We start from the raw sequence: 24,943 nt of genomic DNA on the forward strand, positions 1-24,943 counted from the left end.
GGCAATTAGCTCAGTTGGTTCAGAGCACCTCGTTTACACCGAGGGGGTCGGGGGTTCGAATCCCTCATTGCCCACAAAAGAATCGTATTAAAAACCTGCAATTTTGCAGGTTTTTTTATTTCCAAATACTTCATTTTGTCACCTTGATTTTTCTATATTTGGTTAGAATTAGCGGATAGACTATCTTCGTTTTATGACACATAAGAAAAATTTTGCGCTGATAGGTGCAGCAGGATATATTGCACCTAGACACTTAAAGGCAATCAAGGATACTGGGAATGTTTTGTTAGCTGCTTTGGATAAGAATGATAGTGTGGGAATCATGGATTCTTACTTTCCTGAAGCTTCTTTTTTTGTTGAATTTGAACGATTTGATAGGCATGTCGAAAAGTTGAAGAGAGAAAAAGGAATAAAGCTGGACTATGTTAGTATTTGTACACCCAATTATTTACACGATGCACACATTCGAATGGCTTTGCGTTCTGGAGCAAATGCCATTTGTGAAAAACCCTTGGTATTGAACCCTTGGAATATTGATGCACTAGAAGCGATTGAAGAAGAAACGGGCAACAAGATTTACACCATCTTACAATTACGTCACCACCAAGCTATATTAGATTTAAAGAAAAAAGTAGCAGAGGCTTCCAAAGACAAAGTTTTTGAGGTAGATTTAACGTATTTAACTTCTAGAGGTAAGTGGTATTATGCTTCGTGGAAGGGAGATGTGGCTAAGTCGGGTGGAATTGCATCGAACATTGGGGTGCACTTTTTTGACATGCTGTCTTGGGTGTTTGGAGAATTGAAAGAAAACTTGGTGTTTGAACATAGCCATGACAGAGCTTCTGGGTATTTTGTGTTTGAAAAAGCGAGAGTGAAATGGTTTTTATCCATCAACTATGATTTGATCCCAGAGGAAATCAAAGAAAAAGGACAAAGAACCTATCGATCAATTACTGTGGATGGAGATGAAGTGGAGTTTAGTGGTGGATTTACAGAATTACATACAGAGAGTTACAAAGAAATATTGAAAGGGGGAGGTTTTGGTTTGAAAGATGCCAGAAATTCCATCAATATAGTACATGAGATTAGAAATAAGGAGTTTGTAGAGCCGAAAGAAGAGGAAGTACATCCTTTATTTTATAGCGAAAAAGAGAAGCATCCTTTTATGTAAATACAAATTTTATTTAACATAAGTTTAGAAGATTTAATATATATTTGTGGCTGGACAAAAAAGAAATATGAGAATTGGTATTGTAGGTTTGGGTTATGTGGGGTTGCCGTTGGCAAGACTTTTTGCAACGAAATACAATACGGTAGGCTTTGATATCAATCAGAAGAGAATAGACGAACTAAGGGCTGGGGAAGATGTAACACTTGAGATAGATCAAGAGACATTATCTTCAGTTTTGGTGACAGCTACGGACGGAGGTGCGGGATTGTTTTGTTCGTCAAATCTAAAAGATTTAGCGGAGTGTAATTTTTACATCATTACTGTGCCAACTCCTGTGGATAGAAACAACAGGCCAGTATTGACTCCTTTGATCAAAGCAAGTGAAACCATTGGAGCTGTTTTAAAAAAAGGAGATATTGTGGTCTATGAGTCTACAGTATATCCAGGAGCAACAGAAGAAGATTGTGTACCGGTGTTAGAGAGAGTTTCAGGTCTCAAATTTAATGAGGATTTTTACGTAGGCTACTCGCCAGAGAGAATCAATCCAGGAGACAAACTACATACTGTAGATAAAATTTTAAAAGTAACTTCGGGTTCTACTCCAGAAATGGGAAAAGTAATCGATCAAGTATACAATTCTGTAATTACAGCAGGAACACACTTAGCACCCACCATAAAAGTAGCAGAAGCAGCCAAAGTAATAGAAAACTCACAAAGAGACATCAACATTGCATTTGTCAACGAATTGTCTAAAATATTCAATCTGATGGATATTGATACTTCGGATGTGCTGAAAGCTGCGGGAACCAAATGGAATTTTTTACCCTTCAAACCTGGTTTGGTTGGTGGACATTGTATTGGAGTGGATCCTTATTATTTGGCACAGAAAGCTCAGGAATATGGATACCATCCAGAAATTATTTTGGCAGGAAGACGAATGAACGACGGTATGGGGGCATATGTAGCTTCGCAAATCACCAAGTTGATGATTCGAAACAGTCTCAAAATAAAAGGAGCCAAAGTATTGGTGTTGGGAATCACATTCAAAGAGAATTGTCCAGACGTTAGGAATACAAAAGTCGTAGATGTTGTTTGGGAATTGGAGGATTATGGAATGAAGGTAGAGGTATACGATCCTATTGCGAACAGTCAAGAAGTACAAAGAGAATACAATATAGAGATTTTAAAAGAATACCCAAATCAAAAATACGAAGCAGTAGTTTTTGCGGTTCCTCATGAGGAATTGTTAGGGGTGGATTTAGAAAGTTTATTAGTGAAAGAAGGCATTGTTTACGATGTGAAAAGTGTGTTAGATAAAGAAAAAGTTAACGGTAAATTATAACATAAAATGAATATTACAGTTGTAGGAACAGGATATGTAGGTTTGGTTACAGGTACGTGTTTTTCGGAAATGGGAAACAAAGTAACTTGTATAGACATAGACCAGAAAAAAGTAGAAGCTTTAAAAAATGGGATCATTCCTATTTACGAACCAGGATTAGAACCCTTAGTGAAAAAGAATTTTGAATTAGGAAATTTGAATTTCAGCACGGATATAAAAGATGGTTTGATCAATTCTGAGGTGGCTTTTATAGCAGTGGGAACTCCTATGGGGGATGATGGTTCTGCAGATTTGCAATACGTGTTAGCTGTAGCTAGAGCCATCGGAAAAGAGATGACTCAAAAATTGGTGATCATAGACAAGTCTACGGTGCCTATTGGTACGGCGGATAAAGTGAAAGCTGCCATACAAGAGGAGTTAGACAAAAGAGGAGTTGATATTGAGTTTCATGTAGTATCCAATCCAGAATTCTTGAAAGAAGGAGCTGCTGTGAATGATTTTATGAAGCCAGACCGTGTAGTGGTAGGGGCTGAGACAGAGGCTGCTTTCAAAGTAATGAGAAAGTTGTATGCTACGTTTACACACAACCACGATCGTTTGATTGAGATGGATGTGCGTTCAGCAGAAATGACCAAGTATGCTGCTAACACCATGTTGGCTACTAAAATTTCATTCATGAATGAAATTGCAAACATTTGTGAAAGAGTGGGAGCAGATGCAAACAAAGTAAGAATTGGTATTGGTTCAGACAATAGAATTGGATATAGTTTTATTTATCCTGGTGCAGGTTACGGAGGGTCTTGTTTTCCTAAAGATGTAAAAGCATTGAAAAAAATTGCAGAAGAGCATGGTTACAAAGCAAAATTAATAGAGTCTGTTGAGGATGTAAACGATGCTCAAAAGTTTGTCATTGCAAACAAAGTGATTGCAAAATTTGGTGAAGATTTAAGTGGGTTTACTTTTGGTGTATGGGGGCTTTCTTTCAAGCCAGGTACGGATGATATGAGAGAAGCTCCAGCAATTTATGTAATCAAAGAATTGGTGAAAAGAGGTGCGAAAGTAAAAGCATACGATCCAAAAGCAATGCACGAAGCGCAAGAGTTTTATTTAAAAGGTGTTGAAAATGTAGAATATGTGGCATCAAAATACAAAGCATTGGAAGGTGCAGATGCTATGATTTTATTGACAGAATGGAAAGAATTTAGATCTCCAGATTTTATGGAAATCAAAGAATTATTAAAGAGCGCTGTTATTTTTGATGGTAGAAATCAATACAACGTATTTGACATTGAAGAAGAAGGATTTGAATATTTTCAAATAGGTAAAGCATAACAAAATGATCAATTATCCAATCAAATTTGCACCCATCCTGAAAGATAAAATTTGGGGAGGGACCAAATTAAAAGAATTGTTTAACAAAGAAACTGATGGAGATTCAGTTGGAGAAAGTTGGGAGATTTCTAATGTGCCAGGAGATATTTCTGTGGTATCCAACGGAGCATTAAAAGGAAGTAATCTAACGGATTTAATCAGTTCTTACAAAGGAGACTTGGTCGGAGGTAAAATTTTTGAATCTTTTGGGGAGAAATTTCCTTTATTGATCAAATTTATTGATGCCAAAGAAAATTTGTCGATACAATTACATCCAAACGATACTTTGGCAAAAGAAAGACACAATTCTTTTGGTAAGACAGAAATGTGGTACGTGATGGACGCAGATTCGGATTCTAAATTGAATGTAGGGTTTACCAAAGAATTGAACAAAGAGACTTATGTAGAGGCTTTGAACTCTGGAAAAATTCTAGAAGTGTTGAATTTTGAAGAAGTGAAAAAAGGAGATAGCTTTTTTATCAAAGAAGGTTTGGTACATGCAATTGGTGCAGGGTGTATGATTGCTGAAATTCAACAAACTTCTGATATTACTTATAGAATATACGATTGGGATAGAGTAGATGACCAGGGGAATTCTAGAGAATTGCACACAGAGTTGGCTTTGGATGCAATTGACTATAAATTTAACAAAGATTTTAAGTGTTCTTACGAGACCATTCCAAATGAGAGTGCGAACATTGCTAGTTGTGAATATTTTACCACTAATTATTTAAAGATTAAAGGACAAGTTGAAAAAAACTATGCAGAATTAGATTCTTTTGTGATTTATATGTGTGTAGAAGGTGAAGCTACAATTATTGTTTCTGGTAATTCAGAAACCATCAAAAAAGGGGAGACATTATTGGTTCCTGCAAAAGAAAAGGAAGTCAGTCTAAAAGCTATAGAGGCTGAAATTTTAGAGGTATATATAAAATAAAAAAGGATGAAAAAAGATACTAAAATTTACATTGCAGGCCATAGAGGTATGGTAGGTGGTGCTGTTTGGAGAGTTTTGGAACAAGAGGGCTACACCAACTTATTGGGAAGAACAAGTTCAGAATTAGACTTAAGATCTCAAAAAGAAGTTGATGCTTTTTTTGAGACAGAAAAACCAGAGGTAGTCATAGATGCTGCTGCTAGAGTTGGGGGGATTTTGGCAAACAATGATTACCCGTATCAGTTTATCATGGAGAACATGCAAATTCAAAACAATTTGATTGATGCAGCAAATAAAAGTGATGTCCAAAAGTTCATCTTTTTAGGGAGTTCTTGTATTTATCCTAAATTTGCTCCGCAGCCATTAAAAGAAGAGTATTTGTTAACAGATACTTTAGAGCCTACAAATGAGTGGTATGCCATTGCAAAAATTACAGGTGTAAAAGCTTGTCAGGCCATCAGAAATCAGTTTGGAAAAGATTTTGTAAGTTTAATGCCAACCAATTTGTATGGTACGCACGATAATTTTGATTTGAAAACGTCTCATGTATTGCCAGCAATGATTCGTAAGTTTCACGAAGCTAAAAACAATGGAAATACACCTGTAGAACTATGGGGAAGTGGAACTCCAATGAGAGAATTCTTGTTTGTAGATGACATGGCAAAATCAGTAGTGTTTGCTTTGGAAAATGTATTGCCAGAATACTTGTACAATGTAGGTACGGGAATAGATTTAACCATCAAAGAATTGGCAGAAACAATACAGGCAGCTGTAGGGCATACAGGAGAAATTGTTTGGGACAGTACCAAGCCTGATGGAACACCAAGAAAATTGATGGACATTAGCAAAATGCACGAGTTAGGATGGAAACATCAAGTGGAACTAAAAGAAGGAATTGAGAAAACTTACCAGTGGTTCCTTGAAAATATTGAAAGTTTCAAGCAAGTAAAAATGTAAATCTTTAGATTTTAAGATATAAGGGAAAGATAAATTAAAAGATAAATTAAAAAAGTATGAAAGTAGCATTAATTACGGGAATTACAGGTCAGGATGGTTCTTATTTAGCAGAGTTGTTATTAGAAAAAGGATACATGGTTCATGGTATTAAGAGAAGATCGTCTCTTTTTAACACAGACAGAATTGATCATTTGTACCAAGATCCTCACGATCCAAATCAAAGATTGAAATTACATTATGGTGATTTAACAGATTCAATGAACTTGACTCGTATCATCCAAGAAAGTCAACCAGACGAAATATACAACTTAGGGGCAATGTCTCATGTAAAAGTTTCTTTTGATTCTCCAGAATATGTAGGGAATGTTGATGGATTAGGGACTTTAAGAATATTAGAAGCAGTAAGAATTTTAGGTTTGGAAAAGAAAACCAGAATTTATCAGGCTTCTACGTCAGAATTATTTGGTGGTTTGGCAGAGAATAAAAACGAAAATGGTTTTTATGATGAAAATTCTCCTTTATACCCTCGTTCTCCATATGGAGTAGCAAAAATTTATGGATTCTGGATCACTAAAAACTACCGAGAGGCATACGATATGTTTGCTTGTAATGGTTTGTTGTTTAACCACGAATCTCCTAGAAGAGGAGAAACGTTTGTGACTAGAAAAATTACCCGTGCGGTATCTAAAATTGCATTAGGATTACAAGACAAGATATTTTTAGGAAACTTAGAAGCAAAACGTGACTGGGGACATGCTAAAGATTATGTTCGTATGATGTGGATGATTTTACAAGCGGACAAAGCAGAAGATTGGGTAATTGCTACAGGAGTAACAACAACCGTGCGTGATTTTGTACGTATGGCTTTTGGTGAGGTAGGAATTGAATTAGAATTCAAAGGCGAAGGAGTAGAAGAAAAAGCATACGTAACAGCTTGTAACAACAAAGAATTTCAGGTAGAAATTGGGAAAGAAGTATTGTCTGTAGATCCTTCTTATTTCCGCCCTACGGAAGTAGATTTGTTATTAGGAGATCCTTCAAAAGCTAAAAACAAGTTAGGTTGGGTACCTGAATATGATTTGGCTGGTTTGGTAAAAGATATGATGGAAGGAGATGTTGCTTTGATGAAAAAAGATGTAGACTTGTTAAAAGCTGGACATCAGATTTTAAAACAACTTGAATAATAAAAAAGGAAATCAGTACATAAGGCTGATTACTGAATCTTAGGCTATTTTTGAATAAGAAATAGAAATTAAAGTGATAAAACCATGACTAAAGTTTATTTTAGCCATGGTTTTATTTTACAGTACAGTTTTGGACGTGGAGTTAGCGCTGAAATAAAAATTAAAAGAATATTTATGTTAAAACCTGGTTTAGTAAGATTCATTTTAGCATCGTTAGTGGTTCTGTTTCATGTGACCAAAAATGTTTTTGTCGGAGGAATGGCGGTATTTTGTTTTTTTATTCTTAGTGGGTATTGGGTTGCTTTGATGTATGAAAAAAAATATAAAAAATGCCAAAAATCATTATTTGTCTTTTATGCAAGCAGGTTATTGCGCTTAGCTCCGGTATTTTATTTACTCAGTCTGCTTAATTTTATAATGATTTATTACTATAAAAAGGAGTTACTTACTAAGATTGATTTGTTAGAAACAAAAGGTGTTTTGTACACTCTGTCTAATGTTTTTTTAATTGGATATAATCAATTAAAAATCCAGCCTTTAGTCCCTGCGTGGTCTTTAGATATTGAAATGCAGTTTTATTTATTAGTCCCTTTTTTGTTGGTTATAATGAATTCTAAAATAAAAAGAATCGCTTGTCTTTTATTTAGTTTTTTATTAATGCTAGTGTTGGTGTATTATTTTGAGGATACTTTTATTTCAAAAACGGTATTAAAATACCTAGTTTATTTTTTAATAGGTATTGCTATTTACAAATCTAAAATTAAGTTCAAAGTTAGAACAGAGATGATATTTAATATAGTTTTTTTTACAATACTTGGACTTCATTACATAATACCAGATGTATTCCATTTAGTAAAAACAACTGAAAATAGTTACAATGAATATTTTAATATTGCAATTTCCTTTCTGTTGATTCCTTTTTTGGCAAATAGTGTTTTAAAAAAGAGTGATGAAAGAGATGCACTTTTGGGAGGAATGTCTTACACACTTTATTTAAGCCATTGGATGTTTATGATACCTTATAATTATTATATTGATGGAATATAAAAAATGCAGCGTATTCCTTATTTACTAGGGTTTATTGCTACAACATATTTATTTTCATATGTTGTGTTTAAATATTTTGACAAACCGATAGATCAGTTAAGAAAAAGGTGGGTAGAAAAAAGAACAAGCAAGTTGATATAGAGATGTAAATTCTTGTTTTTAATTATTACTCTAAAGTAGATGTTAAGTGAATATAATTATGGAAGAAATAAAAGATTCAAAATACAAAAGAGAGATACAGCAAAGAAGCTTGTTGAGATATCTAAAAGGATTGTATCCTAGGTATAAGAATTATCTAAAGTACAAACGTATTTCATCCATTGCTAGAAAAAAAGGAGCTTTTGTGGGCAATAATGTAACAATGCCTATTTCGCTTGCTAAAAAAGCAAATTCAAATTTGACTATTGGTAACAATACATCAATACAAACGGATAAGTTAGATTTAAGAGCTAAAGTAACCATTGGGCACAATGTTGTGATTGGTAAAGATGTTGAAATTTTGACGAACAGTCATAATGTTGATTCATTAGATTGGGAACATAAAAGCTATGGGATAGAAATTGAAGACTATGTATGGTTGGCAACAAGAGTTTTTGTGTTGCCGTCTTGTAGAAAAATAGCATACGGAACTGTTTGTGCAGCTGGAGCTGTTGTCGTGAAATCTACAGAGGATATGGACATTGTTTCAGGTAACCCAGCCAAGTTCATCAGAAAGCGAAAGGTAATTCATTCTAATTTGTGTGTAGAATCATTATTAAGTAATGATTACGAAGCATACGTTGATGCATATAAAGATAAATAAGAAATGTCTTCAAAAAAAAATATTGTAAAAAACGGAATAGCTTCATTCTTAAGGAAAGGAATAAAAGTTTTTCAACAGTTATTTCTAGTGCCATTTTTTATCACGGCTTGGGGAGCAGCTTATTACGGAGAGTGGTTGACATTGACCATTATTCCGACTGTGTTGGCGTTTTCAGATTTTGGTTTTGGAACAGCAGCAGCCAATAGTTTAATTTTATCTTACGCATCAGGAGACAAACAAAGAGCAGCCAATATCAACAAATCGGGAATGTTTATGATAACATGTGCGATTTTGGGGGCTTTGTTGGTGAGTTTTATTGCCATTTTTGTGTTAGACCATTACCAAGTGTTTGAAAAATCGTTGATTGAAAAAAATGATGCCATCATGGCGGTGTCTGTTCTAATTTTGGCAAGATTGTTGAATTTTTACAGCCAATTGTTTGAGTCTTATTTTAGAGCAGCAAGAAAAGCAGCATTGGCTACAAACTTAAATAATATTAAAGAAATTTCAGATCTTATATTAGGTTTACTTGTTTTGTTGCTAGGGTACGGAGTGGTTGAATTTGCACTTTCTCAATTATTCGTAATAGTAGTATTTAACTTATATTTTCAGTACAAAGGAAAAAAAATACTAGATATTTTTAAAAACTACAAAGGAATAAGAGACAAACAAGAATTTAAAGAAATAGGAAATAAAGGATTGGGCTATTTACTGTCTCCAGTTTGGCAATCCATTTACTTTCAAGGAACCACTTTTGTGGTGAGAATCGTATTAGGAGCAGAAGCGGTAGCCGTTTTCAACACGGTACGTACGCTAAGCCGTTCTGTCAATCAATTGTATTCGATGATCATTATAAGTGTATTTCCTGAGTTACAATTTGAAATTGGTTTAGGAAATTGGATAAAAGCACAAAAACTATTCAGAGTTGCTGTATTGGCTACTTTTGTAATTTCAGCTATAGGAGTACTCTTTTTATTGTTATTTGGAATGTGGTTTTATACCTTATGGACACACAATGAATTGATCGTGCCTCCTTATGTGTGGAGTGTAATGGTCTTGGGAATCTTATTCAATTCTGTATGGTGGGCTTCTGCCGAAGTCTTCCGTGCAATAAATGAACCCTATAGATTGGCGATTTATGGGCTTGTTTCTGCTATGATTTCAGTAGGGATTTCTTATTTGTTTGCCAAAACCATGGGCTTGGTGGGAGTTGCTTTTGGTTGTTTGGTTTTAGAGGTTTTAATGGCTGTATTGATTTTACCAAGTGCTTGCAAGTTATTGAAAATGAATATTAAAGAGTTTGTTTCTCATGGGCTATATGATTGTAAAGATGTGTTGTTGTTGGTGAAAGTGAAATTGCGTAAAATCTCTTTTTAAGAAATGAATGAGTTCGCTCTAAGATTGTTATTTTTAGGGTGTATAAAAAAGAGGATGTTATTGCAGGATGTATACAAGTAAAGCATGTATCTAAAAGGAGAGGTGTCTGCAACAAATACCAAAATTTAAGAAAACACAAAATGAAAGTAACACAAATTAGTATTGGTAGATTTCATCATTTTCATTTGGCTCGTCAAATGGAGAAACACGGCTTGTTAAACAAAATTTACACAGGCTATCCTAAGTTCAAATTAAAAGATGAAAAAGGAATTCCAGAACATAAAATAAAATCTTTTCCGTGGAGCCATGCTCCTTATATGATGAAAGGAAAACTAGGACTGGGTAATATAGAATGGTTAAATGACCATTGGAGGTTTTACAATCAAACAATACTAGATAAGTATGTAGCTTCTCTAATAAAAGAACCTACTTTTTTAATTTCTTTGTCAGGGTCGGGATTGATTTCGGGGCAAAAAAATCAGAAAAAAGGAGGGATATGGGTTTGCGACAGAGGGTCTTCTCATATCAAGTTTCAGGACGATATTTTAAAACAAGAGTATCAAAAATGGAAAATACCCTTTAAAGGGAATGATACCAGAATTTTAGAAAGAGAATACGAAGAATACGAAAAAGCAGATTACATTACAGTGCCTTCAAAATTTGTGTACGACAGCTTTGTCGCACAAGGAGTACCTCTGTCCAAATTAAAAAAAATTCCCTACGGAGCCAATGTAACACGTTTTCACAAAACAAACGATCCTGATGAAAATGAATTTTCCGTACTGTGGGTAGGTCAAGCAAGTATTAGAAAAGGATTTTTATATGCATTAGATGCTTTTGAGAGTTTGAAGGTTAAAAACAAAAAATTTACAGTCATTGGCGTTGTAGAAAATTTTGTAAAAGAGAGGTTACGCAATTACGATTTAAGCGGTGTGATTTTTAAAGGAGCTATACCCAATACTGAATTGAAGCACTTTTACAGTACGCACCATGTTTTTATATTGCCTTCTATTGAAGATGGTTTTGGAATGGTAATGGCAGAAGCTTTAGCTTGTGGTTGTCCTGTAATAGCCTCTGTAAACACAGGGGCATATGATTTGTTTCAAGAAAATAAAGAAGGTTTTATAATTCCAATTCGAGATGCAAATGTCATAAAGGAAAGTTTTGAAAAATTGATAGACCAGCCTTTGTTAAGAGCAGAAATGAGTGCCAATGCGTTAGAAAGAGTAAAGTTATTAGGGGGGTGGGATACATATGGAGATAATTTCAAAAAGTTTATAAATGCATCTAGTTGATGAAACTATTAGCAGGATCTCTTTGTACAAGGAGTAGTATAATTAGGAAAAGAAGAGTCTAAAATAATATAGAGTATTTTGAATAGGTTAATTTTGTAACTGAAATATGAAAAGTGTGATAAATAAAAATGTAACTTCAAAATTACCATTGGTGATATTGATGACAATACCATTCTGGCTTTTAGTTATAGTAACGGAATCACAACCGATTTCCTATGTTTCCTCTATCTTTTCTATAATAATATTAGTAAAGTGGTTTTTGAAATTTGTAAAAACACCTGAAAACAGATTAAGTCTTTTAAAAATAGGAGCATGGTTTTTAGTTTTGTACAACAACATAGCTTGGGTGGTTGTTTTAATCATACACCATTTTGTTTTAAAAAATTCATTGTCTCATACTTTTAAAAATGGTTCAATAAAAACAGATTTATACAATTATGTGTTGGCAATAATCTACATAACTATATTTTCATGTGTTTTGTCTTTGCTGGGTGGAATTAAAAAAATAAAAGAAGGAGAGGCATTGTTATATCATAAAATTAAAAAAATAGAAATACTAGATGATAAAAAAATAAGGGTTGTATTAATTTTTTTGTTTGCCATTCAAATGTTGCTCATTTCTTTAGGGATTATTGGACAAAGGACCTTAAATATAGAAAGTTTTCAAGAAGGAAAGATTCCTTTTTGGTTGCCCTTTTTTAATACATCTCTGTTTGTTTATAAAGTTTTTTTAGTGCTTTTTGCTATAAGAATAAAATCGTTTTATAGCAAGAGAATGATTGAAACATTACTTTATTTAGCTCCAATCTTTTTTATTAGTTTTTCTGCGGGTAGAAGACCTATTGTATACTTATTTGTTTTTTTGATTTATTGGTGGTACTTATTTGGAAAAACCATAAAATTAAAAGTTGCAATGATCGCATTGCTTTTGATGCCTGTAGTTAGTGGTGTTTTTGTTTTTAGTCAATTTGTTAGAAATTATAAAATACACTTTAATTCTAGCGCAGAAGGTATTGATATGTTTATGGAGGCTTATGAATTGTTTTCAAATTCACCTAAAATTATGGAGAAATATGAAGATGAATCTATAGAGAACATTGCGTTTAGGCCATTGATAGCTTGGCCGTTGTCTGCTTGTTTTGCTTATGAGAATAAATCCTTTACATATGGAGAAAATATATTCAATTCACTTATTTGGGTTATCCCTGGACCACTAATACCCAATAAAAAAGACTACCCTGTACAGGAAGGGCTACTTTATCAACATTTTAAGATAGGAACGTTAGATACTGCGGATTCTTTATATCTAAGTGCTTATACAGAATTTTCTTATTTTGGTGTTTTAATCTATCCATTGCTTATCTACTTTTTATGGGCTATTCTATTAAAATTCAATTTAAAGTTGAATTTTAATACTTATTTTTTGATCATATCTATAGGAGTGTTTTTTGAACTCGTTGTTTTAAAGTTAGGAGAAAGTGCTCTTACAGGTTGGTTTTCTGGATTTAGAACTTTGGTTTTTTTAGGGATTTGTTTTGTTGTTTTTGATAAAAAACAATATCAAGTAAAAATATAAATACAATTGAGAATGAAAACAATATTATATTTTGGAGATTTAAGCAAAGCTTCTAATAGTTTTTACAGACTCAAAACGTTGGAAAGATTAGGCTATAAGGTAAAAGGAATAGATCCGAAAGAATTCATTCCTAAAAATAAATTCAGTTTTTTAGCAGATAAAATTCACTATAGAACAGGATATGTTTTGCTTCAAAATAGGATGCATCAAAAAGTATCTAAATTGATTGATACCATAGATTTTGATTTGATTTGGGTGAATAGTGGAGAGTTTTTTGGAGCCAAAGTTTTACAGAAACTCAAAACAAAGGGAAAAAAAATTGTACTGTACAACAACGATGATCCAACTGGAGGTAGAGATGGAAATAGATTTATATCCTTATTAAAGGGAATTCCTTATTACGATGTGTGTGCGGTAATGAGAGACATAAATGTAAATGAATACAAACAATTAGGTGTTAAAAATGTCATAAGAGTTTACATGAGTTATGATGAAATTGTACACCATCCGTTTGAGAAAACAAATGATATAGATGCTAAATTCAAATCGGATATTGTATTTGTTGGGACATGGATGAAAAATGAACACAGAGATGAGTTTTTGTTGAAATTAATTGAAGGTGGGTTAAATATCTCTATTTGGGGGGGGCGTTGGGAAAAGTCACCGAATTGGAATATCATTTCAAAATACCACAAAGGCAAACATTTAGAAGGTAGAGATTATGTAGCAGCCATACAGGGAGCAAAAATATGCTTAGGAATGTTATCAAAAGGAAATAGAGATTTATACACGAGTAGGTCTGTAGAGATACCTTATATCGGAGCTGTTTTTTGTGCAGAAAGAACAGTTACACATGAAAAGATGTACATTGATAAAGAAGAAGCGGTTTTTTGGAGCAATCCAGAAGAGTGTATAAAAATATGTAAGGAATTGTTAGATAACAAAGAGTTGTTAGAGAGTATCAAAGAAAAAGGTCGTGAAAAAGTAAAGAAATTAAAAGTAGGTAATGAGGATGTTTGTAGGGAAATACTTATGGCTATTGACAATTAAAGCAGATTTATGAATATTATTTTTTTTACACATCCCTCTTTTTTAAATTCAACAAGCATGCCTCGTTATGCCAACATGTTGCAAAAAGGAATGGAGGACAGAGGACATCAAACAGAAGTATGGTCTCCCAAACCTAGATGTTACCAATTGCCCATAAAACCTTTAAAAAAATGGTTCGGTTACATAGATCAATACCTTATATTTCCTGTAGAAGTAAAGCTAAAACTACAAAAAACATCTAAAAACACCTTGTTTGTTTTTGCTGATCAGGCATTAGGACCTTGGGTACCTTTGGTCAAAAATAGAAAACACATAGTACATTGTCATGACTTTATTGCTCAGAAATCGGCTTTGGGAGAGTTTTCAGAGGCCAAAACAGGTTTTACAGGAAAGTACTACCAACGTTTTATTAGATGGGGATATAAAAAAGGAAAGAACTTTATTTCCATTTCTAAAAAGACACAAAAAGATTTACATCGTTTTTTAGAATCTAAGCCCAACATTTCCGAAGTAATTTACAATGGGTTGAATCAAAATTTTAGCCCATCAATAGATAGATTAGCATTAAGAAATAAGCTGTCAAAACAGTTGAACATCAACCTGAAAAAGGGATATGTGATGCATGTTGGAGGGAATCAATTTTATAAAAATAGAGAGGGAGTTTTAGAGCTTTTTGAGGCTTGGAGAAGCAAATTTAATTTAAATTTGCCGTTACTAATGGTTGGTAAAATTCCCACAGAAAAATTAGTAGCATTGAAAGAAAAATCTTTGTGGACAAATGACATTCATTTTGTGACACAAGTGGAAGATTTAATGTTGAGAGAACTATACCAAGGAGCAAGTGTATTTGTGTTTCCGTCTTTCTACGAAGGTTTTGGATGGCCTATTGCGGAAGCTATGGCATCTGGATGCTTAGTCATAACTACCAACGAGCAACCTATGAATGAAGTGGCTGGAGAAGCTGGTTTTTATATAGAAAAAAAGGACGAAAGCACGGGGGACTCATGGAAAGAAAAAGGGGCAATGTTATTAAATAAAGTTGTCACTTTGGAATCAGGTCAAAAAAATGAGGCTGTAGAAAAATCCATAAAACAAGCAAAAATATTTGATCCAATAGCTGTGTTAGATCGAATAGAAGATGTTTATAAAAAGATATAAGGGATGAAAGTAATTCATGTTGTTGGTTCGATAGACGTAAGTGCAGGAGGCCCTTCTAGAAGTGTGCCACAGACTTGTAAGGAATTGGCAAATTTAGATGTGGAAATTGAAATCATCACAAGAGAAACTGAAAATCCAGTAAAGGTGCCTACTACGGAAAATTTTAGAGTGATATACAAATCAATAGTTCAGTTGTTCTGGTTTGGGTTTTCATTGTCTAAGCAAAAAGTAGATGTAATACATTTGCAACACGTTTGGGATCCTTATGTGCATGTATTGGCAGGGATTGCAAGATTAAAAGGCATTCCATATGTGGTAACACCAAGGGGAATGTTGGAGCCTTGGATCATGAAACAACGTCCTTTGAAAAAAAGGATAGGTAGGTTTTTGTACTTAAACAAAGATTTAAAAAAAGCCAATGCAATACACGTAACCTGTGAGCTAGAAAAAAGGAATATTATAGCATTAGGGTTTGAAACTCCAACCATAAACATTCCCAACGGGGTGTTGTTGAATGCTATTCCAGAACCCAAAGTTAATTATGGAACAAAAAAGGTTGTTTTTCTATCTAGAATACATGAAAAAAAAGGAATAGAGTTGTTACTAGATGCATGGAAACAAATCAAGAATACAGCATGGAGTTTAGAAATTGCAGGAGAAGGAGATGAAAATTACATCAAGTCCATTCATGAAATAATAAAGAAGGAAGAAATAGAGAACGTAAGTTTAGTTGGGGCTCAATATGGTGAAGAAAAATGGACTTTTTTAAAAGGAGGTGATGTATTTGTGTTACCTACCTATAGTGAAAATTTTGGAATTGTGGTGGCGGAAGCTTTGGCTGTAGGGGTTCCTGTAATAACTACGACAGGAACTCCTTGGGAAGAATTAAAAACACATCAATGTGGTTGGTGGATAGAATTGTCTGTAGAAAACTTAAAGCAAACATTACTAGAGGCTATGCAAACGCCTGAAGAAACCCTGCAAAAAATGGGGCAACAGGGAATAAACTTAGTAAAAAAAAACTACGACATTGCTGTGGTGGCAAGCAACGTTAAAAAAATGTATACGCAAATAATAAAAAATAAGGGGTAGAATAGTTGGTAGTTTATTATGTAACTATATTGTAAAAGATAAAACAATGAAAATAACAATAGTACAAGGAGCTTTTCTTCCTATACCAGCAATTATGGGGGGAGCTGTAGAAAAGAGGTGGTTTTTAATGGCTCAAGAATTTGCAAAACAAGGCCATGAAGTTGTGCATATTAGTAAAACACATCCAGGGTTTGATAAAAAGGAATATATAAACGGAGTGTTGCACATAAGGATCAAAGGCTTTATGACACCTAAAAATGCTATTTTATTAAAGTTTTACGATTTAATATATGCATGTAGAACATTAAAGAACATACAGAGTGATATAGTGGTGACCAATACTTTTTGGTTGCCTATGTTGTTGAGAAACAAAAAAAAAGGAGCTGTTTGTGTAGATGTGGCAAGAATGCCCAAAGGACAAATGAGATTTTACAAACACGTGGCAAGGTTAAGAGCCAATTCTTCAGCAGTGAAAAATGCAATTGTAGAGGAGGCTTCATTTTTGGAGTCAAAAGTAAAAGTCATACCCAATCCTTTGACTTTTTTAACAGACAATGTTGTAGGAGTACCTAAAAACAAAGAAAAGATCATTTTGTATGTAGGGAGAATTCATCCTGAAAAAGGAATCAATATTTTGATAGAGGCTTTTATCAAAGCGGAAAAAAAAGGGTTGAAAGGCTACCAATTAAAAATCATTGGACCATATAAAGTAAATCAAGGAGGAGGAGGAGACAAATATGTAGAAATGTTGAAAAAGGCAGCGCTAGGCAATCAAAATATTTTATTTATAGATCCAATATACGATGCAGAAAAATTGAATAAAGAGTACAAGACTGCAAGTATTTTTGCATACCCTTCTTTGGCAGAAAAAGGAGAAACGTTTGGAATTGCTCCTTTAGAAGCCATGGCCTGGGGGTGTATTCCTATCGTATCAAATTTAGATTGTTTCAAAGATTTTATCATTGCTAAAAAAAATGGTTATATTTTTGACCACCGTAGTGAGAGTGCAATAGATGAAGTGGTAAAGTATATTTTTGAAATAGCAGATTTAGAAAAAAAGGAATCAGAGATGATAAGGAACAATGCTATCAAAGTAAGAGAAACCCATTCTGTTTTGTGCATCAGCAATATGTTTTTAGAAGATTTCAAACACATGCTAAATGGAGAAAACTAAAATAAAACAACAACAAACAACCCCTCAAGATTCTCCATGGTCTGTGAACCAAAGAGTAAAAATGTTGGTGTGGGAATATACTTGGATGTTATTGTGCAGTTGGACACCAAAACCATTTAATGCTTGGAGATTGTTTGTGTTAAGGTCTTTTGGAGCAACTTTATATGGAAAACCTTTTGTGCACCAAAGGGCTAGAATACAAATTCCTTGGAACTTGATCATGCACAACAAAGCATGTTTAGGAGATAGAGCAAATGCATACACATTAGGAGTGATTGAAATTCATGAAAACGCAACAGTGGCTCAAGAGGTTTATTTATGCTCGGGGACACATGCTTTTGAAAAAAAATCTATGCAGTTAATTACGAAGAAAATAACCATTGAACAAAATGTTTTTATAGGAGCAAGAGCGTTTGTCATGCCAGGGGTTACCATTGGAGCTCACGCATTAATTGGAGCAGGGAGTATGGTAACAAAAGAGGTGAAGGCAAATACAATTGTGGGGGGGAATCCTGCAAAATGGATCAAAGAAAGAGTATTAGAATAAAATTTGCATGAAGAAAACTACAATTACAGCAGTCATACTTACTTACAATGAAGAACAACACATAGAGCGTTGCATTCAATCCTTAAAACACACAGTAGAACAGGTTGTAGTAGTAGATTCTTACAGCTCAGACAACACAGTCAAAATCGCCAAAAGATTAGGGGCAAAAGTATATCAAAATTCTTGGGTGAATTATGCAACGCAATTCAATTGGGCTTTAGAAAATTGTAACATTCAGTCTGATTGGGTATGGAGAATAGATGCGGATGAGTATATAGAGAATAGTAGTATGGATTTGTCGTCTGAATTGTCAAATTTAGATAAGGATATTTCAGGTATTTATGTCAAGAGAAAAATCGTATTTATGGGCAGAGAGTTGCTATATGGTGGATGGTATCCTGTTTGGCATTTAAAAATATGGAAGTTGGGAAAAGGAACTTGTGAAAATAGATGGATGGACGAACATATTAAGTTATCTGATGGAGAGGTTTTAAAAATGGATATAGTACAAGTAGATGAAAACTTAAATGATTTAAGTTGGTGGACAACAAAACACAACAGTTATGCTACAAGGGAAATGATTGACTTGTTAGATACCAAGTACAATATTTTTTCTAAAAGTGAATTACAGCCAAAATTGTTTGGTTCAAGTGAACAGAGAAAAAGATATTTGAAATCAAGGTATTTAAATTTGCCTCTATTTGTAAGACCTGTAATGTATTTTTTCTACCGATATATTTTCAAACTAGGTTTTTTAGACGGAAAGTCTGGTTTGGTATGGCATGTGCTGCAAGGTTTTTGGTATCGTTTTTTAGTAGATGCCAAAATATACGAATTGAACAGAACATTTGGTGGAGACAAAGGAAAAATTAGAGAGTACATTAGGCATAAATATAGCGTGAAATGACATATGTTTGTCTACGAATTTTAGAAATGCAGTAGTTTTAGAATAAAGTCTTAGAAAACCATGTGTGAAATAAGATTGTTTTGAGAAGAAAAATTAGGGAAAGGAAGTTTATTAAAATAAATAAATAATGAAAATATCTATCATTACGATAGTTTACAATAACAAAGGTTCTATAGAAGAAGCCATCAAATCGGTTGTAAACCAAACTTATAAAGATATTGAGTACATTATAATTGATGGAGGGTCTACAGATGGTACAAATGAAATCATATTAAAGTATTTAGATAAAATTGATTGCTACAAATCGGAACCAGACAACGGTTTGTATTCAGCGTTAAACAAAGGAGTAAAAGCGGCTACTGGTGATGTGATAGGTATTTTGCATTCAGATGATTTATTTTATTCCAACACTACAATTGAGGAATATGTAGAAGTTTTTAAAAACAAACAAGTAGACCTGGTTTATGCAGATGGTATTTATGTACAAAGAGAGGATACCAAAAAGATAAAAAGAATTTACAGAGGGCAGAAATGTGGTAAGTTGAATTTAAAATTAGGATGGATTCCTTTACACACAACAATATTTTTGAAAAAAGAAATTTTTAAAAAACATGGTTTGTATGATGAATCTTTTTCTATCGCTGGAGATTATGACCTGTCCTTAAAATGGTTTCAAGACAATGCTATTAAGAAAGAGTATTTAAAAAGTATAGTGGTGAAAATGCGTATGGGGGGGAAAAGCACTACAGCAGCATTGCAAAAGAAAAAATCAAACGAGGATCTGGTAATTATAAAAAAGAACAAGTTATGGGGAGTAGTGACATTATTTTTTAAAATTTTCAGGAAAATACCCCAATATCTTTTGCCAAAAGTTAAGAAGTATTAAAGTTGGTTATAAATATGTTAATTCTGAGAGTTTTTTAAGCTCTTAAAAAAAAAATATTTTAAGTTTACCTAAAAAAAAAAATATGTTTCAAAACAAAAACAAAGCGATATCCATCACCACATTATCTACTGATATTGTTCTTTTATTAATAGCGTTTTTTACGGCTAAAGAGACTGTTTTTGATTGGGAAATTCCCAATAAATATTTATACAACGGACTTATTTTTGGTTGGATTATATTATGGAGTATCATCGGATTGAAAAGAGACCTTTACGATGTGCCAAGAATTGTGCAGTTACACAAAGTAATGTCTAAGAACTTAGTAGCAATAGGATTGTTTAGCTTTATAAGTACAGGGCTTATCTTTTTTTGGACAGATTATAAGTTCTCTAGAGCATTTGTTGTTGTTACATTGTGCTTGTTTACGTTTTTTGTGCTACTGGCAAGAACACTTTTGGTAATTTGGTTAAAACGCACTAGAAGAAAAGGAAACAAACAGAGCAATATTGTGTTGATAGGAATGAATGCAAATATTTCTAAATTAATCAACGATGTATACGTCAATCCAAATTATGGATTTAAAATTTTAGCTCTGTTTACAGATGCTGTTGTAACTAATGAAATTAAAGATTATTACAAAGGGAGATTGTCGGAGATTACTACCTTCTTAGAAAAAAACAAAGCGGACGAAATCATCATTTCGTTACCATATTCTCAAAGTGAATTGATCAATAAATTGTTTGAGTATGCAGATAACAATATGATCAGAGTTAGAATCATACCAGAATTCTCAGAATACTTGTCTCAAGCCTTTACCATAGATTACGTACAGAATGTGCCCGTAATGAAATTGAGGAAAGAACCATTACAGAGTTTGTCTAATAGAGCTATCAAGAGAATTTTTGACATTGTATTTTCTATGGGAATTGTCATTTTAATATTTTCTTGGTTATTTCCAATCATTGCAATCATCATAAAAGCAACAAGTAAGGGTCCTGTATTTTTCTCGCAACTAAGAACGGGTAAAGACGGAAGGTCATTCAAGTGTTTGAAGTTTAGAAGTATGACTGTAAATAGTGATAGTGATGCCAAACAAGCTACAAGAGATGATAAGAGGATCACAAAATTTGGTGCTATTATGCGTAAAACGAGTATTGATGAATTGCCTCAAATATTAAATGTATTGATGAATCATATGTCATTGGTAGGGCCAAGACCTCACATGTTAAAACACACCGAAGAATATAGAGTATTGGTAGACAAATTTATGGTACGTCATTTTGCAAAACCAGGGGTTACCGGTTGGGCACAAATCAATGGGTTTAGGGGAGAAACCAAGTTTGTAAGAGACATGGCTAATAGAGCAGAAGCTGATATTTGGTACATTGAAAATTGGAGTTTTATCTTAGATTTAAAAATTATTTTCATCACTGCTTGGTCCATGTTTTTCAAGCAAGACGAGAATGCCTTTTAAGGAAAAGAATCGTTTAAGTTTACCTATAATACATGCCAAATAGAGGGGTTGTGTAAAGACATGTATTTAAAAAATAAATTATGAAAAAAACAAGTTATAAATTTTTACTATGCGTTACTCTGCTAACACTGTTCATGTCTTCATGTGCTTCTAGAAAAGATGTAATCTACTTACAAGACTTAACGCAGTCAAGTGGTATAGACAACGGAGGGCAATTGATGTTTTCTTCACCAGTATTTAAAGTAGATGATAGAATTACAATAAATATTTCTTCAATAAACCCTGAAGCCGCTAGACCCTTTAATTTATATATAACTTCTTTCAATACAGGAGGAATTATGTCTTCAGGGCAACAGCAACAACAGTCTTATTTGGTAGATAAAAATGGAGAAATTAGTTTTCCGCAACTAGGAAAATTAAAAATAGTAGGAAAAAGTAGAATAGAATTAGAAAGCTTTTTAGAAGAAAAATTAAAACCCTTTTTACCAGATGTAAAAGCAAATGTGCAGTTGGTGAATTTTAGAATTTCAGTCTTAGGAGAGGTAAGTTCGCCAGGAGAATATACAATCAATAGAGATAAAATTTCGGTTTTACAAGCAATAGGTTTGGCGGGTGATTTAACCATTCATGGAAAAAGAGATGATATCAAATTGATTAGAGAAAACAATGGAAAGTTGGAATATCATAAAATTGATTTGAGAACCAAAGAAATATTGACATCTCCTGTGTACTACTTACAGCAAAATGATGTGATTTACGTATCTCCAAACAAACCACAGGTAAATGCATCTGCAAGTTCGCCAACAGCATCGTATATCATTTCAGCAACAGGTTTGTTAATAACCATAATTTCTATTTTAACAAGATAATCAGTATGAGTCACAATACAAATAGTGAATATTCAAGAGAAGTCAGTCAATCTATCAACTTACGAGCTGAGTTAGAGAAATACCTGATGCACTGGAAATGGTTTTTCTTATCAATAATACTTGCTGGAGCAGTAGCTGTCTTTTTAGTAAAAACAAAAGTAAATATATACGAAACCAAAGCTTCAGTATTGGTAAAAGAAGATGGAGGAGCATCCACGGATTTAAAAATGTTCCAAGATTTATCTTCACTAGGATTGAGTTCTAGCAGTAACGTGTATGATGAAGTAGAAGTTTTAAAATCTAGGTCTTTGGCATTCGCTTATGTAAAGAAATTGAATTTAAATTTTGAGATTTATCAGAAAAAAGGATTAAAAGAGATAGAACTTTACAAAGAATCGTCTCCTATAAAATACCAAGTACTGTCTGATAAGGAAGATTTTTATCAATTGGATACATTCATGGATGTAACCATTTTAGACAATTTTCAGTTCAAATACCAAGCAGAAGAGAGTGAAGAGGAAATAACCGTCAAATTTGGAGAAAAAATATCTTTTGGAAAACATGTTTTTTTAATAACACCTTTCAAAAGTGACTTGAAAAATAAAAAAGGAGAAAAATATAGGGTGGTCTTTAAAAAAATAGACAATGTTGTTGAGAATTATAAGAAAAAGGTAGAAGTAAATTCTATTGATCAAAATTCTAATATAATTGAATTAAATTTAAAGCATGCTAACAAATCAAAGTCTCGAGACATTTTAAATACGATGGTAGATTTGTACAACCAAATGTCTATTGACGATCAAAACTTGGTAGGTGAAAAAACAGACAAATTCATCACAAAGCGTTTAGAGGTTATAAAAGAAGAATTGGATGAGGTTGATAGAAATGAAGAATTGTACAAGTCAGACAAGCAGATTACTGACATTGCATTGCAATCCCAAGTATTTGTAGATGCCAAATCAGTAAATGAACAAGAAATCTTTAAAAAAGAGTCTGAATTAAGATTGGTGGAGTTTATGATTGAAGACATTCAAAAAGAAAAAGAAGATTTTGAATTGCTACCTACAAGTATCGGGATTACGGAAGCCCCTCAATTAAGCTTGTCTGTGAACAACTACAATGAGTTGTTGTTTGAAAGAAATAGATTGTTAAGAAACTCTTCAATGTCCAACCCTGTGGTGCAAAATTTAAATATGGAGTTGAAAAACTCAATAGACAATATCAAAGGGTCTTTGATAGGGACAAAACGACAATTAGAAATTTCATTAAAATCTTTAAACTCTGTAGAAAAGCAATTCGAAAATAAAATATCTGCACTGCCTAAACAAGTAAGGGAGTATAGAGGAATCTTAAGAAGACAAAGCATTATTGCAGAACTATACTCTTATTTATTACAAAAAAAGGAAGAGAATGAAATATCTATGGCAGTAACAGTGTCCAATTCTAAAGTTATCGACAGAGCATATAGCCTAAGTTTACCAATTGCTCCTAAAAAAAAGGTGATTGTTTTGGCTGGATTAATGATAGGTTTGCTTGTGCCATTTTCTTTTATCTATTTAAGAGATCTATTAGACACCAAGTTCAAATCAAGACGTGATTTGGAAGAGGCTCTAACAGCTCCCTTGCTTGGAGACATTCCTTTTGACAAATCAGGGGAGAAAATAGTCGTTAGAAAAGGAAGTAGAACAAGTACAGCTGAAGCCTTTAGATTGCTGAGAACCAATTTAGATTTTATGCTGGCTTCGGTAGAGTCCAAATCCAAATCTATTTTTGTGACTTCTACAATTTCTGGTGAAGGAAAAACATTTGTCGCAGTTAACGTAGCAGCTTCTATTGCATTGACGGGTAAAAAAGTAGTATTGATAGGAATGGATTTAAGAGCTCCAAAAATTACACAATATTTAGATTTGCCAAATAGAAAGGGAGTGTCTAATTATTTAATTGATAAAAATATTTTGCTAGAAGATATGGTGTCTCCACTAGAAGGTTTTGATAATTTGTATCTGTTAAGTTCTGGAGTAGTACCTCCAAACCCAGCAGAACTTTTGTTAAGCTCTAGAATAGAAGATTTGTTTGCAGAGTTGAAAAAATCTTTTGATTACGTCGTAGTAGATACAGCTCCTGTAAATTTAGTAACAGATACATTAATGATTAGCAAGTATGCAGACATGGTGCTGTACACAGCCAGATCTAATTATTTGGACAAACGTTTCTTAGAAGTGCCAGAAAGGTTGTATAATGAAAAACGTTTGCCAAACATGGCGGTATTGCTAAACGGATTAGATTATACCAGAGGTTATGGATACGGATATGGTGGGTATGGTTACCCTAAAGAAAACGAACATAAGAATATTTTTCAAAAAATATTTAAGAAATAAACAAGTTAAAAGCCTCAGTATCAATGAGGTTTTTTTGTGCGAAAAAAACTTTTCATTTTTTAAATAAAAATGTTTGTAGAATTGTAAAAAGCAACTATATTTGCACCCGCAACGCCGATATAGCTCAGCTGGCTAGAGCAGCTGATTTGTAATCAGCAGGTCGTAGGTTCGAGTCCTATTATCGGCTCTTTTTAAAACTCCTTGAAGCAATTCAAGGAGTTTTTTGTTTGGAATAAGATGTAGAACGAGAAGTTTGTCCTAAGCAAGTTTATGGATCAAGACAAATTGTTGTGTTTACGCAAAAATATTGGTTAATCTAAAAAGGAAGAATTCTAGATTTCTAACGCCT

Annotated in this window: 21 protein-coding genes and 2 tRNA genes; all 23 read left to right on the plus strand. The window is 33.3% G+C overall.

What is annotated here, in order from left to right:
* Positions 1–74, plus strand: a tRNA-Val gene (locus tag Q4548_RS15645).
* Between the two features lie 119 nt (positions 75–193).
* A complete protein-coding gene (locus tag Q4548_RS15650) occupies positions 194–1,171 on the plus strand; it encodes a Gfo/Idh/MocA family protein (protein ID WP_303456662.1) in 978 nt (325 codons plus the stop codon).
* 67 nt (positions 1,172–1,238) lie between these two features.
* On the plus strand, positions 1,239–2,513 hold the full coding sequence (locus Q4548_RS15655) for a nucleotide sugar dehydrogenase (RefSeq protein WP_303456665.1): 1,275 nt from the start codon (positions 1,239–1,241) through the stop codon (positions 2,511–2,513).
* A 6-nt stretch (positions 2,514–2,519) separates the two neighbouring features.
* Entirely contained in the window at positions 2,520–3,845 is a 1,326-nt protein-coding gene (locus Q4548_RS15660; RefSeq protein WP_303456668.1) for a UDP-glucose/GDP-mannose dehydrogenase family protein, read from the plus strand.
* Between the two features lie 4 nt (positions 3,846–3,849).
* Positions 3,850–4,821, plus strand: a complete 972-nt coding sequence (locus Q4548_RS15665; RefSeq protein ID WP_303456671.1) for a type I phosphomannose isomerase catalytic subunit — start codon at positions 3,850–3,852, stop codon at positions 4,819–4,821.
* A 6-nt stretch (positions 4,822–4,827) separates the two neighbouring features.
* Entirely contained in the window at positions 4,828–5,778 is a 951-nt protein-coding gene (locus Q4548_RS15670; protein ID WP_303456674.1) for a GDP-L-fucose synthase, read from the plus strand.
* 56 nt (positions 5,779–5,834) lie between these two features.
* Positions 5,835–6,962 carry a GDP-mannose 4,6-dehydratase gene (gmd, locus tag Q4548_RS15675; RefSeq protein WP_303456676.1) on the plus strand — a complete coding sequence of 376 codons (1,128 nt, stop codon included), beginning with the start codon at positions 5,835–5,837 and terminating at the stop codon, positions 6,960–6,962.
* Positions 6,963–7,046: 84 nt separating this feature from the next.
* Positions 7,047–8,009: an acyltransferase gene (locus Q4548_RS15680; RefSeq protein WP_303456680.1), complete on the plus strand. Its 963-nt coding sequence runs from the start codon at positions 7,047–7,049 to the stop codon at positions 8,007–8,009.
* 199 nt (positions 8,010–8,208) lie between these two features.
* A complete protein-coding gene (locus Q4548_RS15685; protein ID WP_303456683.1) occupies positions 8,209–8,811 on the plus strand; it encodes an acyltransferase in 603 nt (200 codons plus the stop codon).
* A gap of 3 nt (positions 8,812–8,814) precedes the next feature.
* Entirely contained in the window at positions 8,815–10,188 is a 1,374-nt protein-coding gene (locus tag Q4548_RS15690; RefSeq protein WP_303456685.1) for a lipopolysaccharide biosynthesis protein, read from the plus strand.
* A 140-nt stretch (positions 10,189–10,328) separates the two neighbouring features.
* Complete coding sequence (locus tag Q4548_RS15695; protein WP_303456687.1) at positions 10,329–11,483, plus strand: glycosyltransferase family 4 protein; 1,155 nt, start codon at positions 10,329–10,331, stop codon at positions 11,481–11,483.
* A gap of 259 nt (positions 11,484–11,742) precedes the next feature.
* Positions 11,743–13,059 carry an O-antigen polymerase gene (locus tag Q4548_RS15700; RefSeq protein WP_303456689.1) on the plus strand — a complete coding sequence of 439 codons (1,317 nt, stop codon included), beginning with the start codon at positions 11,743–11,745 and terminating at the stop codon, positions 13,057–13,059.
* A gap of 12 nt (positions 13,060–13,071) precedes the next feature.
* Entirely contained in the window at positions 13,072–14,109 is a 1,038-nt protein-coding gene (locus Q4548_RS15705; RefSeq protein ID WP_303456692.1) for a glycosyltransferase, read from the plus strand.
* Positions 14,110–14,118: 9 nt separating this feature from the next.
* The gene (locus tag Q4548_RS15710) at positions 14,119–15,267 is read left to right on the plus strand and encodes a glycosyltransferase family 1 protein (RefSeq protein WP_303456694.1); all 1,149 of its coding nucleotides are present in this window, start codon (positions 14,119–14,121) and stop codon (positions 15,265–15,267) included.
* A 3-nt stretch (positions 15,268–15,270) separates the two neighbouring features.
* Positions 15,271–16,359, plus strand: coding sequence for a glycosyltransferase (locus Q4548_RS15715; RefSeq protein ID WP_303456696.1), 1,089 nt, complete (start codon positions 15,271–15,273; stop codon positions 16,357–16,359).
* A gap of 46 nt (positions 16,360–16,405) precedes the next feature.
* Positions 16,406–17,533, plus strand: coding sequence for a glycosyltransferase family 4 protein (locus Q4548_RS15720; protein ID WP_303456700.1), 1,128 nt, complete (start codon positions 16,406–16,408; stop codon positions 17,531–17,533).
* Positions 17,520–18,080 (plus strand): DapH/DapD/GlmU-related protein, encoded by a 561-nt coding sequence (locus tag Q4548_RS15725; RefSeq protein WP_303456703.1) that lies wholly within the window; start codon positions 17,520–17,522, stop codon positions 18,078–18,080. Before Q4548_RS15720 ends, Q4548_RS15725 begins: the two co-directional genes overlap by 14 nt.
* Positions 18,081–18,087: 7 nt before the next feature.
* Entirely contained in the window at positions 18,088–18,987 is a 900-nt protein-coding gene (locus Q4548_RS15730) for a glycosyltransferase family 2 protein (protein ID WP_303456706.1), read from the plus strand.
* A gap of 127 nt (positions 18,988–19,114) precedes the next feature.
* The gene (locus Q4548_RS15735; protein ID WP_303456708.1) at positions 19,115–19,873 is read left to right on the plus strand and encodes a glycosyltransferase family 2 protein; all 759 of its coding nucleotides are present in this window, start codon (positions 19,115–19,117) and stop codon (positions 19,871–19,873) included.
* An 82-nt stretch (positions 19,874–19,955) separates the two neighbouring features.
* Positions 19,956–21,347 carry an undecaprenyl-phosphate glucose phosphotransferase gene (locus Q4548_RS15740; protein ID WP_303456711.1) on the plus strand — a complete coding sequence of 464 codons (1,392 nt, stop codon included), beginning with the start codon at positions 19,956–19,958 and terminating at the stop codon, positions 21,345–21,347.
* Between the two features lie 80 nt (positions 21,348–21,427).
* A complete protein-coding gene (locus Q4548_RS15745; protein ID WP_303456713.1) occupies positions 21,428–22,216 on the plus strand; it encodes a polysaccharide biosynthesis/export family protein in 789 nt (262 codons plus the stop codon).
* 5 nt (positions 22,217–22,221) lie between these two features.
* Positions 22,222–24,594 (plus strand): tyrosine-protein kinase, encoded by a 2,373-nt coding sequence (locus tag Q4548_RS15750; protein ID WP_303456715.1) that lies wholly within the window; start codon positions 22,222–22,224, stop codon positions 24,592–24,594.
* A 113-nt stretch (positions 24,595–24,707) separates the two neighbouring features.
* Positions 24,708–24,781, plus strand: a tRNA-Thr gene (locus tag Q4548_RS15755).
* Positions 24,782–24,943: the final 162 nt, after the last annotated feature.

This window comes from Wenyingzhuangia sp. 2_MG-2023 (assembly GCF_030548295.1).
GTDB lineage: Bacteria > Bacteroidota > Bacteroidia > Flavobacteriales > Flavobacteriaceae > Wenyingzhuangia.

Excerpts from the sequence above, each read along its gene's own strand:
- Q4548_RS15650 (WP_303456662.1), top strand. The coding sequence starts at position 194 with ATGACACATAAGAAAAATTTTGCGCTGATAGGTGCAGCAGGATATATT.
- Q4548_RS15655 (WP_303456665.1), top strand. The coding sequence starts at position 1,239 with ATGAGAATTGGTATTGTAGGTTTGGGTTATGTGGGGTTGCCGTTGGCA.
- Q4548_RS15660 (WP_303456668.1), top strand. The coding sequence starts at position 2,520 with ATGAATATTACAGTTGTAGGAACAGGATATGTAGGTTTGGTTACAGGT.
- Q4548_RS15665 (WP_303456671.1), top strand. The coding sequence starts at position 3,850 with ATGATCAATTATCCAATCAAATTTGCACCCATCCTGAAAGATAAAATT.
- Q4548_RS15670 (WP_303456674.1), top strand. The coding sequence starts at position 4,828 with ATGAAAAAAGATACTAAAATTTACATTGCAGGCCATAGAGGTATGGTA.
- gmd (WP_303456676.1), top strand. The coding sequence starts at position 5,835 with ATGAAAGTAGCATTAATTACGGGAATTACAGGTCAGGATGGTTCTTAT.
- Q4548_RS15680 (WP_303456680.1), top strand. The coding sequence starts at position 7,047 with ATGACTAAAGTTTATTTTAGCCATGGTTTTATTTTACAGTACAGTTTT.
- Q4548_RS15685 (WP_303456683.1), top strand. The coding sequence starts at position 8,209 with ATGGAAGAAATAAAAGATTCAAAATACAAAAGAGAGATACAGCAAAGA.
- Q4548_RS15690 (WP_303456685.1), top strand. The coding sequence starts at position 8,815 with ATGTCTTCAAAAAAAAATATTGTAAAAAACGGAATAGCTTCATTCTTA.
- Q4548_RS15695 (WP_303456687.1), top strand. The coding sequence starts at position 10,329 with ATGAAAGTAACACAAATTAGTATTGGTAGATTTCATCATTTTCATTTG.
- Q4548_RS15705 (WP_303456692.1), top strand. The coding sequence starts at position 13,072 with ATGAAAACAATATTATATTTTGGAGATTTAAGCAAAGCTTCTAATAGT.
- Q4548_RS15710 (WP_303456694.1), top strand. The coding sequence starts at position 14,119 with ATGAATATTATTTTTTTTACACATCCCTCTTTTTTAAATTCAACAAGC.
- Q4548_RS15715 (WP_303456696.1), top strand. The coding sequence starts at position 15,271 with ATGAAAGTAATTCATGTTGTTGGTTCGATAGACGTAAGTGCAGGAGGC.
- Q4548_RS15720 (WP_303456700.1), top strand. The coding sequence starts at position 16,406 with ATGAAAATAACAATAGTACAAGGAGCTTTTCTTCCTATACCAGCAATT.
- Q4548_RS15725 (WP_303456703.1), top strand. The coding sequence starts at position 17,520 with ATGGAGAAAACTAAAATAAAACAACAACAAACAACCCCTCAAGATTCT.
- Q4548_RS15730 (WP_303456706.1), top strand. The coding sequence starts at position 18,088 with ATGAAGAAAACTACAATTACAGCAGTCATACTTACTTACAATGAAGAA.
- Q4548_RS15735 (WP_303456708.1), top strand. The coding sequence starts at position 19,115 with ATGAAAATATCTATCATTACGATAGTTTACAATAACAAAGGTTCTATA.
- Q4548_RS15740 (WP_303456711.1), top strand. The coding sequence starts at position 19,956 with ATGTTTCAAAACAAAAACAAAGCGATATCCATCACCACATTATCTACT.
- Q4548_RS15745 (WP_303456713.1), top strand. The coding sequence starts at position 21,428 with ATGAAAAAAACAAGTTATAAATTTTTACTATGCGTTACTCTGCTAACA.
- Q4548_RS15750 (WP_303456715.1), top strand. The coding sequence starts at position 22,222 with ATGAGTCACAATACAAATAGTGAATATTCAAGAGAAGTCAGTCAATCT.